Origin of the sequence: Streptomyces sp. NPDC006925 (assembly GCF_042869575.1) — a bacterium.
GTDB lineage: Bacteria > Actinomycetota > Actinomycetes > Streptomycetales > Streptomycetaceae > Streptomyces.
In genome coordinates this window covers 22,642-33,874 of sequence record NZ_JBIAGB010000017.1, presented here as the reverse complement: position 1 = coordinate 33,874, position 11,233 = coordinate 22,642, and the positions used below count along the sequence as shown (strand labels likewise).

Genomic DNA, 11,233 nt, shown 5'->3' with positions numbered 1-11,233 from the left:
CTGACCGACTGCTGAAGGCGAACGTGCCGACGTATCGGTCCCGCTGCGAGCGAGAGAGGCACTGCATGACGACGGAACGCGACACCGCCCCCCTCGACGACCCGGTAGGAGAGTCGCTGCGCGGCCACCACGCACACCTGGCCCGCAGGGTCGGCGCGGCTGTCAGCTATCTCCCGGAGGCTGCTACCTTCTCCGCTGTCCGCCCCGACGCGGACACGACGCCGTGGTCCGACCTCGCCGGGCTGCTCGGGCCGGGAGAACTCGCCGACCTCTTCAGCTGTCCCGCCGTCCCGCCGGGCGACTGGGAGCCGGTCTTCAGCCTCGACGGCCGGCAGATGATCTGGTCCGGCGGTATTCCCGGCGGGTTGCGTCGACACCCGGGATCCGACAGCGAACTGGTCGAACTGGGCGCGGACAGCGTGCCCGAGATGCTGGACCTCGTCGCACGAACCCGGCCAGGACCCTTCCGGCCGCGCACACACGAACTCGGCACCTACCTCGGGATCCGCCGCGCGGGCGTCTTGGTGGCGATGGCGGGAGAACGGCTCCGCCCACCGGGATGGACCGAGATCAGTGCCGTGTGCACCGCCCCCGAGGCCCGTGGGCACGGACATGCCGCCCGTCTGGTGAGGGCGCTGCTCACTCGGGTCCTGCACCGCGGAGAGCGCCCCTTCCTCCATGTCGCCGAAGCGAACACGGGTGCCATCGCGGTCTACGAAGGGCTCGGCTTCACGACCCGCAGGCACGTGGTCTTCCGCGGATTCCGTACCCCCTGACGAGACTCCCGTTCGACCGACCCGGCGCAGCATCCGTCCGACCGCCCGACTGCCCACCGGCCGCCAGCGGGGGACCGGCCTTCCGGCCCGCGCGCCCGCCGGGGTGTGCGCCTCGAAGCCGATCACCACGAAGGTCCTCCCGCGCGGAGTCGATCAGATTTCCCGTCATGTGGCATTCTGCCGGCGGGGCGAGCGTGTCGCGCCGCGGCGGCCCCGCCACGGGTTTCACTGCCGGAGAACCGGCCTGTGGCAGGGACCGTGTGGCAGGGGTGGCAGGAGTCGAACCTGCGGCATCCGGTTTTGGAGACCGGCGCTCTGGCCTCTGAGCTACACCCCTTCGGCACGCTTCAGCCTGGCACCTCCGGCAGGCGGACCGCCACGGAATTTCCGCGGCCACGGCTGCTGACCGGAGTGCTGCCCACCGTGCGGCAACGGTAGGTCCTCTTCGGCAGTCCGGGCACGATTGGGCCCGGCGCCCGCGAGGAGGCCCGGCCCTCCGGGCACCGGCGGACCGGGCACCTCTCGGTGCCAGGGCTACGGCCCGGAACCGGAAGCCGAATCCGCATCGTGCCCATGCGCGGACATCGCGACCGACCGGAGCAGCCCGTCTCCTCGGAGACGGGCCAGGTACAGGTCGAGCAGTGCCGCGTTCACGGGTGGGCAGGAACGGGCCCAGTCAGGCCAGATCTGGTCGGTGCGGGTCCGGTGGATCTCAGGGAAGACGGTGTCGAAGTACATCTCCTTGACGGAGAAGTCCGCCCCCCGGGCGGGGGTGACGAACAGCGGCAGGAAGGGCGCGATCGGGGCCGCGGGATGGTCGCGGACATGTTCGCCCAGCATGTCGACCCATTCGCCGTAGGGCACCGTCCGCACCGTGTGGCCGGCAGCGCGCATCCGCTCGGCCATGTCCGCGAGCATGGCGGGCCGGGGATTGGTCAGATGCACAGCACCGCCCAGGTGCGGCATCTGCACGGCTATGCGGGTGATTGCGCTCGCCACATGGTCGACAGGCACCAGATCCAGCGGCAGCGGCACTTCGGGGACGGCACCCAGCCGGGCGACAGCGTCGACGACGGCACAGATGGCGGTCGTGGTGTTCCAGGCTCCGGTGCGGCTGTCCCCCGTGATCTCGTACGGCCGGTGGATCGTCACCGGCAGCCCTTGGGCGGCTGCCTGCGCCAGCATCCGCTCCGCCACCCACTTCGACTCCGGGTACCCCATGCTCAGCAGTTCGGGATGGCTCAGCGGTGTGGACTCGTCCACATCCGGTACGCCGCCGACACCGCTGCCGGCGAAGACCGCGGTCGTGGAGACGTAGTGCAGCGGCACCCTCCGGGCCGCGGCCAGGTCGACGAGGGCGCGCACAGCTCTCACATTGGTGTCCCGCAACTGCGCGTAGGGATAGAGGAAGTTGACGTGTGCGGCGTTGTGGAGCACGAGGTCGACGGAGTCCGCGAGACGCTCCGCCACGCCCGAGGGCAGTCCCAGATCCGGCTGCGACAGGTCGGCGGGCACCGCACGGACGCGGTCCGCGGGCGGTTGCGGGAGCAGATAACCGCGGGCGGTGTCCTCGATGCGACGCAGCGCCTTGTCCTCGTCGGATGCACGCACCAGACAGTGCACCGTCACGTTCGTGGTGCGCACCAGCCGGTCCAGCAGGAAGGCCCCGAGAAATCCGGTGGCGCCCGTCAGCAGCACCTCTCCTCCCGCTCCGAGCGGGAGAACCGGCCGTGCGCGGTAGGAGTCGGGGGAGCGCGGGGGGAGAACCAGCTGCGCGTCCTCCTCGAAATGCGCGAGGCCCGCCGCCGCAGGTGCGGCGGGCGCCGCGTGCACAGCCGCGCGGTAGGCGGTCAGGGTGGGCGTCGTGAGCAACTGCCGTAGCAGCGGGTCGAATCGCGAAGCGGGCAGCGCGTGGGCCGTGAGCGTGCGGGTGACGGCTTGGGCGGCCAGGAGGGAGTTCCCGCCCGCGGCGAAGAAGTCCGTCGCTCCGGTGACCGGCGTGCCCAGGACATCGGCCCAGATAGCGGCCAGCGGATCCTGTGTGTCCGCGTCCGTCTGTGCGGGCGCCCCCATGCCTTCTTCGGCGGAGCGGGCGAGCGCGGTGTAGTCGATCTTGGCGTTGCGGGTCAGGGGGAGGCGGTCGAGCACGGTGATCGGGGCCGGGACGGCGTGTGCCGGCAGCCGGGCACCGGCCTCCGCACGGAGGCTTCCCGGCTCGGGGGGCCGGTCTCCGCGCGCGGGGGTGACGAAGGCACTGAGCCCTTTGCCTATCGCGTCGTTCGTCCGCACGACGACTGCCGCCTCGGCCACCCCCGGAAGGGAACGCAGCTGCGCCTCGACAGCGTCCAGTTCCACACGGAAGCCGCGGACTTTCACCTGCCGGTCGGTCCGCCCCAGGAACTCCAGCAGTCCATCGGCTGCCCACCGGGCTCGGTCGCCCGTGCGGTAGAGCTGACCCGGTCGGCTCCCGGGCCCACCGGAGCCGTGGGCGACGAAAGCCGCAGCCGTCTCCTCGGGCCGGTTGAGGTAGCCGAGGGCCACCCCGGGGCCGCCTATGTGTATTTCGCCCTCCTCCCCGGGGTCCGCCGGCCTACCGTCCGGGCGCAGCAGCAGGACGGTGCTGCCCGCCACCGGATGCCCGATCGGTACCTGGGCGGCATCGTCCGGCGGCCGCGGCACGTCGTGGGCGGTGGCCATGATGCCGCCCTCGGTCGGCCCGTAGCCGTTGATCAGGTGACGTGGACGCCCGGCATCGCACACCGCACGGGTGAGTGCCGGGTCCATGGCCTCCCCGCCCATCAGCAGCATCTCCAGCGGTGCGAAGGCGTCCGGCCGCGAGCGCGCGGTGTGGTGGAAGAGGCTGGTCGTCAGGAAGGCATGGGTGATGCCCTTCTGCCGCACGGTCCCGTACAGCGCCTCGGTGTCCAGGAGAGTACGGCGGTCGGCGACCACCAGGCAGCCGCCGTTGATCAGCGTCGTCCAGGTCTCGAAGAGTGAACCGTCGAAGGAGAGCCCGAACGTCTGGAGCACCTTCGCCCCCGGCCCCGCCCCCGCTGCCCACGGCGCCGGACCCATGGCCAGCCGGGCCACGGCCCGGTGCGGGAAGAGCACAGGCTTGGGACGACCGGTCGTGCCGGAGGTGTACAGGACATAGGCGGCTTCCCCACTCCCGCGCCCCGAGCCGGGCAGGGTGGGGAAGGGGCCCGCAGTACCGCTGCGAACCAGTTCCTCGTAGCGGTACCACTCCACGAAACGCCCGCCGGCTTCCGGCGGGAGCGGCGCGTGTCCCGGGAGGGTGACGACCAGGCGGACGCCGGCGTCGCCGAGCATCTCGGAAGCACGAGCGGACGGATAGTCGGCATCGACCGGTACGCACACGGCACCCGTACCCAGGATGCCCGCTGCCGTGACCGCGGCCTGCCAGGAGCGTACGCCCAGCATGCCCACAGCATCGCCCGCAGCGACGCCGCACGCGGCGAGGGCGGCTGCCACCCGCCCCGCGAGCACTCCGAGTTCGCCGTAGGTCAGGCTCTCGGAGCCGTCCTCGACTGCGGTCAGATCCGGATGCCGGGCTACGCGGTCAGCCAGGGCCGTGGCCAGAGAAGGGAGGGGGAGGGGAGTGGCGGGCGTACTCGTGTCCAACATCGCGCTCCAGACGGAAGAGGGCAGGCGGAAGGGCCTACTTCGGGGCCTTGCAAGCGCCCGGTAACACCGACCGGGCGCCTCCCCGCCGACGCGCCACCGCCCGCGTCTTCAGCTCTGGTGCGCCCACGGCTTCCACCACGGGGCTCTCTTCCTGCCGGGTGCCGGGCCTCCGGCACCCGCTCCTTGTGCTGGGGATGCTGTTGTCACCGCGCTCGGCAGCTTGGCCCGCAACGTCCCCGCAGCATCGGCGTCCAGCACCGGAAGCTTGCGTGACACCGGGCTGAACTCGACCGGCAGCGCGGCCAGGTTCCGGTACATCAGTGCCGACGACCACCGAAGCTCCTCCTCGGGGACGGCCAGCCGCAGGTCGGGCAGCCGCCGCAGCAGGGCGTCGATCGCGCTTTCCGCGATGGCTCGTGCGATCTGCTGACCGGGGCACTCGTGCGGCCCCCGGCTGAAGGCCAGGTGCGAGCGGTTGCCGATGACGGGCGTGTCCTCGTCCCGGACCGCGGAGTCCACGTTGCCGGCCGCCAGTCCGAGCAGCAGCAGGTCACCCGCACGGATGCGCTGCTCTCCCAGAACTGTGTCCCTCGCGGCCCACCGCCCCAGCAGGGTCATCATCGGCGGCTCGTCCCACATCACTTGCTCGAGCCCGTCCGGCAGCGTCATATGGCCCCCGGCCAGGTCGGCGCGGAAGCGCGAGTCGGTCAGCACCATGTGCACCGTGTTGGCGAGGAGGTTGACCGTGGTCTCGTTCGCGGCCGTGAGAATCAGCCGCAGGTGCTCGCGGACCTCGTCCGTGGAGAGCTCGGCCGGATGGGCCAGCAGCATGGACGGCAGGTCATGAGCGGGTGCGTCCTTCTTGCGGGCCACCAGGTCGTCGAGCGTGCGGGTGACGAACTCGTTGCTGGCTGCCGATGTCGCGGTACCCCGCAGAGCGTCCTGCACGGCTTCGATGAACGCGGGGCCGTACTCGCCGCCGTGCTCGTCCGACATGCCGTACAGCTGGGTCATCACGCGCAGCGGCAACTGTGCCGCGAACTGGCCCACCAGATCGGCCCGGCCCGCTTCGGCGAACTCGTCCACCAACCGGTCGGTGTGCTGGGTGACATGGAGCCGGATACCGCGCGACTCGAAGGCGTCCAGGCTCTCGGTCACCGCGCCCCGCAACCGCCTGTGCTTCTCCCCGTCCACGAACACGCACAGCGGCTGCCAGGCGGTGATCGGAATGAGCGGATGGTCGGACGGTACGCGCCCCTCCTCCATGTCCCGCCAGTACCGCGAATCACGCGAGAACACCGAAGGGGTCTGCAATGCCTTGAGGTTCTCCCGGTACCCCAGCACCAGCCAGGCCGGAAGGTCGCCGTGCAACAGCACAGGGGCCACCCCGCCGTGCTGCTCGCGCAACTCCTCGTACACGGCTCTGGGATTGCGGATGGCGTCTTCGGTGTACAACCGCCGTCCGACGGGCTGACCCCCGGCGTGGGCGGGGCAGCCGGGAGGCGGAGTGCCCGGCGCGTGGGGAGCGGGGTCGGAACTGGGGGCGGTCATATCGGCTCCGGGTTCGGAAAAGGGGTGCGCAGGTTGTGCGGCGGGAAGACGGGGGAGTGGCGGCCGGGAGGCTGGACATCCGGCAGACGGGAGAGGGAACTTCCGCTTCCGGGCGACTCTCGGTGAGCCATCAGCACCTCTCATCCAGGAGAAGACGACACAGTCCACGGCACGCAGTTCCGCCCTGCCGGGGCCGACAGGATGGCCGGGAGGGACGTGTGTCGACCGTCACCGGCCGCGCCGCCTCAACTGGCCGAGCCGGTCGCAGAATACCTGTAGATGATCAATCTGTGCACGGCGCCTCCGAACGAGCGTGCGCATGCTGGGTGATGAGTTCGGGGCCGGCGCTCCGAGGGACGGTCTTCGCCACCGCGGTGCGGGCCGACTGCGCCCTCGACGACGCCGGCACTTCGTCGGCACCGATGCGGTCCACGACCTCGGGTCGCCCGTGGACGCCGCGAAGAACCGGTGATACGACAGCAGCCAGGTACCGGGCTGAACCGCTGCCCGTGCGCCGGCCGACGCATACATCCACTCGACGCGGACATCGCAGAGTGACTGCTCGGCGCCTCCAGAACGTTCGGAACGGAGCACGGACTGTTCAGCTCATCACGGCAATGAGGGGACGACGACAATGAGGGGACGAGGTCCGACATCACGTCGTGGTGGCGGACCCCGAAGCGCCGACCGGGCGGGCTACCGACGCCCTGGGCCCGGTCGGCCACCGCGGGCCCGCCACGCCCGACACCGGCCCGTTCCTGCCCGCGCCCTGCACATGCACGCGGGGCTCACCCCATGGAAGAGACGTGCGCCCACGGCCACAGAGCCCGTGACCAAGTCCGTGTACGGGCTCCAGAGGGCCGACCGGCAGGCAGCTACGAAAGGAACAGCGGGACCCGACCGGTTCGCACCCGGCCGAGGAGGCAGGCGGCTCCGGGACCAGGTTTTCGGCTCCGGGCCCGGGGAACCCCGCGGCCCATGATGGGCAGCATCGCGCGCGGCTGCGCCGCAGGCGCGGTCGGCACCACCGCACTCAACGCCGTGACCTACGCGGACATGGCCCTGCGCGGCAGGCCAGCCAGCGCGACCCCCGCCACTCCGGTGGACGAGATCGGCGCCGGAATCGGGCACCCGGTCGCCGCAGGCGCCACCCGGGACAACAGACTCTCCGGCCTGGGAGCCCTGTCCGGCATCCCGGACGGCACCTCGACCGGGGCGCTGGGGTCCCTGGCCCGCGGAGTCGGCATCCGCCCGCCCGCCTGGGGCAGGGGCCCGTTCGCCGGAGCGCTGGCCATGGCCGCTGCCGACCTTCCCTTGGCCTGCCTGGGCATCAGCGACCCCCGTACCTGGTCGGCGGCCCACGACTGGGCCGCCGACGCCATACCGCACCTCGTCTACGGCCTCACCACCTGCGGAGCCCTCAGCTCCTGGGAGCGGAGAGGATGAGCCCGCCGCTCCCCGCTCTGATCCGGGCCGGTCTGATCGGTGCGGCCACGGGTCTGCGTTCCTCTTTCGGAGCGACCGTGCTCGTGTGCGCGGCGCCGACCGTCCTCCCCTCGGGAGCAGGGGCGGCTCGATTCGTTCGTCCAGCGGTACGGGCTGTCGCTCTGGCGGGGGCGGCGACCGAATTCGTGGCCGACAAGTCGCCGCGCACTCCCGACCGGCTGTCTCCCGGCGGTCTGGCTCCCCGGGTCGTCCTCGGCGCGGTGACCGGGGGAGTCCTCGCAAACGGCCGCGCCCCGGACCGGTCGGTGGCGGCCGGCGCAGTGGCAGGAGCTGCGGCGGCTGTCGCAGCGGGATACACCGGAGAACGCTGGCGAACGGCGCGCGACCGGCACGAGGGCAGGGACTGCGTGGCGGCGGCGGTGGAGGACGTCGCCTCACTCGCCTTGGCCGCGGGGGCCTGCGCCTGGGCGACCACCGCACGGCGAAGCGGGCCCACGGCCGCAGACGAGGAGAACAGCGGCCTCCGGGGGGTGTTCTCCTCGGAGCGGGAATCGTAGCTTCCACCCAGCCTTGGAACGTCCATCGGCTCCCGCGCGCAGACGGCAGCGCCTTCCTGGTCACCGGCGGCAACGCCGGCATCAAGTACTTCGTCGTCGTCGCGGAGCAGTTGTCGGCGACCGGAGCGACCGTCGTACTGGGCAGCCGGAATCCGGCGAAGGCCGAGGCCGCCACGGCCTCGATACGTGCACATGTCGCCGATGCGCGAGTGCGGGCGGTGCCGCTCGACCTCGCGGACCTCTCGTCGCTGCGCTCAGCGGTGGAATCGCTGGGAGCGGAGCGTCTCGACGCGGTGGTGCACAACGCCGGTGTCACGCTCGACGATCCGCCGCGCAGCACGACCGAAGACGGTCACGAGCTCATGTTCGGCACGAACCACCCGGGACACTTCGCGTTGACCCGCCGGCTGATGCCGCTGCCGTCGGCCGCGCCGTCGGCCCGTGTGGTGACGGTGGGCAGCTTTGCCGCGAAATCGGAGCGGCTCGACCTCGACGACCTGCAGTCCCGGACGGACTACCGGCCCAAGCGCACCTATGGACGGTCGAAACTGGCGCAGATGTACTTCGGCCTCGAACTCGACCGCCGCCTGCGCGCCGTCGACAGCACGGTGCAGAGCGTGGTCGTCCATCCCGGCGGAGCGCTGGACTCCCTCACCCCGTCCCGGCTGCCCGTGCACGCGCGGACCACGGGCGCCCGGTTGCGCGCGGCACCCGCGGCCCTCCTCGCCCAGGGCAAGCACGCCGGTGCATGGCCCACCGTCAGGGGAGTGCACCACCCGGCCGTGCGCGGAGACCGGATATGGGGCCGCGCGTCCTCGGCCTGCGCGGCGAGCCGAGGAGCGGACGGGTGTGGAACCACCTCTCCGACACCTCGGTGGCGGCCCGGCTGTGGGACGCGAGCTGCGAGCTGACCGGCATCGACCCCGCTGCCCTCGTCGCCGGAGGCTCCCGTTCACGGGCGCGGTGACGAAACGCGGCCCCGGAACCGACTCGACCGCACTGTCCGCCCCGGGATCCCGGGGCGACGGCCACCACCCGATCTTCCCACGGGCGGCGACGGCCCCGGTGAGAACCCGTCCGTCCCGAAAAGCAGCACAGCCGGCCGTCCCTCGCGCAGCCGCCGAAGATTCGGCAGGACACAGCGGCGGACCTCCCCCGGCTCTTCGCCCGCCCCGGGGCGGACAGCGGAACGCCGCCGACCCATGGAGTGCACAGCCGCAGGTCTACGACAGAAGGCGTCGCTCCTTGGCGACGGCGACGGCGCCTGCGCGGGTGTCGACGCCGAGTTTGCCGTAGATGCGGCCCAGGTGAGTCTTGACCGTGGCCTCGCTGACGAAGAGAGCCTTCGCGATGTCCCGGTTGGACAGGCCGCGGGACAGCTGGCCGAGGATGTCGCGCTCCCGGTCGGTGAGGGCGGGCCGCGGATTGCGCAGATGGGCCATCACACGGTGGGCGACCGGCGCCGACAGCGCGGAACGGCCGGCTGCGGCGCTTCGAATGGCGGCGAAGAGCTCGTCGGGACGTTCGGCTTTCAGCAGGTAGCCGGTGGCGCCGGCCTCGATGGCCCGGGTGATGTCGGCGTCAGTGTCGTAGGTGGTGAGAACCAGGACATGCACCCGGCCTCCCGACTCGGCCGTGATCCGACGGGTCGCCTCCGTACCTCCATCTCCACCCCCAGCTGGAGATCCATCAGAACCACGTCGGGGGCCAGCCGGGCGGCGAGTGCGACAGCTTCCGGGCCGCTGCCGGCCTCGCCGACGACCTCCATGCCGGAGGCGCTCCGGAGCAGGGCGAGCAGTCCCGCACGCACGACGGCGTGGTCGTCGCACAGGACGAGCCGCACCGGTGCCTGGTGTTCACCGGAGCCGCCGTCGCCGGGCGGATCCGTGCCGTGGGCGTGGAAGGTGCCGAATCGTCTCGATGGGCGCGGTTCATGGGGTGTCGGCTTTCACGGAGGAGGGGTGGAGCGGAACGGAGACGGAGAGGACAGTGCCGTCACCGGGCACGGACTCGACGGTGAGCGCACCGCCCACCTGCCGGACTCCGGCCCTGATCGCCGGCAGACCGTGGCCGCGGGCGTGCTCCCTGGGCCCGTGCGGAGCGGCCGTGTCGAAGCCGCGGCCGTCGTCGGCGATGTCCAGGCGCACCTGGTCGCCGAGGTAGGAGAGCGTGAGAGCGGCACGTGAGGCGCCGGAGTGCTCCCGCACGTTCGCCAGGGCGCCCTGCGCGATGCGCAGCAGCGCGGACTGGATGGGCCCGGGCAGCGCAGGAGCGCCCACGGCGTTGTCGACACGGCAGTGGACGGACCGGTTGGCAGCCGACTCGCGGGCGGCGAGCCGCTGCAGGGCGGCCTCCAGCCCGCCGCCCTCGGCCAGGTCGGCCGGCGCCAGATCATGGACGAAACGACGGGCCTCGGCCAGACACCGCTCGGCGATCGAGGCCGCGCTGCGGACGTGGGCGCGCGCCTGCCGCGGGTCGGCATCCCACAGCCGGTCTGCGGCCTGCAGAAGCATCTGCTGGCTGGAGAGACCTTGGGCGAGGCTGTCGTGGATCTCCGCGGCCAGCCGCTGGCGCTCGGCGAGCGTGCCCGCGCGCCGCTCGGTCGCGGCCAGTTCGCGGTGCGTGCGGGCCAGGTCGTCGATCAGCACGGCCTGCCGGGCGGACTGGCGGTCCATGGCGGTGAAGACGGCCAGCGCCAGCGCGGCCACGGCGGGCGGGCCCACCACCAGGTCCAGGTCGAAGCGTGCGGCCAGCCGTAGCTGGGCGAGGACCACGAAGCCGGTGAAGAACGCCACCAGCGCATAAGCGGCAGGCGGCGGCAGCGTACGCAGCGCGGTGTAGAACAGCGGAACCGCACACCACGAGAAACTCGGCGCCAGAGCCCCAGCGCGGCCCAGACCACGACCAGCACACCCAGCCACAGCAGGTGCCGCGCCGAGGGGTGCCGGACGGCAGCCGGGCGCGCCCCGACCCCGGCGAACGGGCCGGCCGCCGCAAGCCGGCCCGGAGCCGGGCCGAAACCGTAGAGCAGAACCAGCACCCCGGCCAGGACGAGCACCGGAAGGGCACCGCCGTGCCGCTGCACGTACCGCACCAGCGCCGCTCCCAGCAGCACGAAGAAGGTCAGGTGGATCACCAGCGCCAGCCACCGGCGGTCACGCTCGGCGGCCGACGCGCCGCCGAGGGCCGACGATCTGCTCCGGGCCACGTCCCTGCTCCTCAGCTTGCCCGACGGGTACCCCAGCGGCCGACCAGCGG

Annotated in this window: 4 protein-coding genes, 1 tRNA gene and 3 pseudogenes; 3 read left to right on the top strand and 5 right to left on the bottom strand. The window is 72.1% G+C overall.

The genetic code is table 11. From position 1 onward, the window contains the following. The first annotated feature begins 65 nt into the window (after positions 1–65). Complete coding sequence (locus ACFYNS_RS21935; protein ID WP_388604637.1) at positions 66–776, top strand: GNAT family N-acetyltransferase; 711 nt, start codon at positions 66–68, stop codon at positions 774–776. A 261-nt stretch (positions 777–1,037) separates the two neighbouring features. Here ACFYNS_RS21935 and ACFYNS_RS21930 read toward each other — a convergent pair. The 3 genes from ACFYNS_RS21930 to ACFYNS_RS21920 all read right to left on the bottom strand — a co-directional run bounded on the left by ACFYNS_RS21930 (position 1,038) and on the right by ACFYNS_RS21920 (position 5,972). Beyond that, positions 1,038–1,113: transfer RNA gene (locus ACFYNS_RS21930), tRNA-Trp, on the bottom strand. A gap of 197 nt (positions 1,114–1,310) precedes the next feature. After that, complete coding sequence (locus ACFYNS_RS21925) at positions 1,311–4,421, bottom strand: amino acid adenylation domain-containing protein (protein ID WP_388604635.1); 3,111 nt, start codon at positions 4,419–4,421, stop codon at positions 1,311–1,313. A gap of 108 nt (positions 4,422–4,529) precedes the next feature. Next, positions 4,530–5,972, bottom strand: coding sequence for a cytochrome P450 (locus ACFYNS_RS21920; RefSeq protein ID WP_360290618.1), 1,443 nt, complete (start codon positions 5,970–5,972; stop codon positions 4,530–4,532). A gap of 978 nt (positions 5,973–6,950) precedes the next feature. Between ACFYNS_RS21920 and ACFYNS_RS21915 the strand changes: the two genes are divergently transcribed. Together ACFYNS_RS21915 and ACFYNS_RS21910 are read left to right on the top strand one after the other, a co-directional pair. Beyond that, on the top strand, positions 6,951–7,418 hold the full coding sequence (locus ACFYNS_RS21915; protein ID WP_360290621.1) for a hypothetical protein: 468 nt from the start codon (positions 6,951–6,953) through the stop codon (positions 7,416–7,418). 550 nt (positions 7,419–7,968) lie between these two features. Then, positions 7,969–8,942 (top strand): annotated as a pseudogene (locus tag ACFYNS_RS21910) (SDR family NAD(P)-dependent oxidoreductase). Between the two features lie 256 nt (positions 8,943–9,198). Here ACFYNS_RS21910 and ACFYNS_RS21905 read toward each other — a convergent pair. Beyond that, positions 9,199–9,818 (bottom strand): annotated as a pseudogene (locus ACFYNS_RS21905) (response regulator). A gap of 88 nt (positions 9,819–9,906) precedes the next feature. Then, positions 9,907–11,183, bottom strand: a pseudogene (locus tag ACFYNS_RS21900) (sensor histidine kinase). Positions 11,184–11,233: the final 50 nt, after the last annotated feature.

Coding starts and splice junctions, on each gene's coding strand:
- ACFYNS_RS21935 (WP_388604637.1), top strand. CDS start 66: ATGACGACGGAACGCGACACCGCCCCCCTCGACGACCCGGTAGGAGAG.
- ACFYNS_RS21925 (WP_388604635.1), bottom strand. CDS start 4,421: ATGTTGGACACGAGTACGCCCGCCACTCCCCTCCCCCTCCCTTCTCTG.
- ACFYNS_RS21920 (WP_360290618.1), bottom strand. CDS start 5,972: ATGACCGCCCCCAGTTCCGACCCCGCTCCCCACGCGCCGGGCACTCCG.
- ACFYNS_RS21915 (WP_360290621.1), top strand. CDS start 6,951: ATGATGGGCAGCATCGCGCGCGGCTGCGCCGCAGGCGCGGTCGGCACC.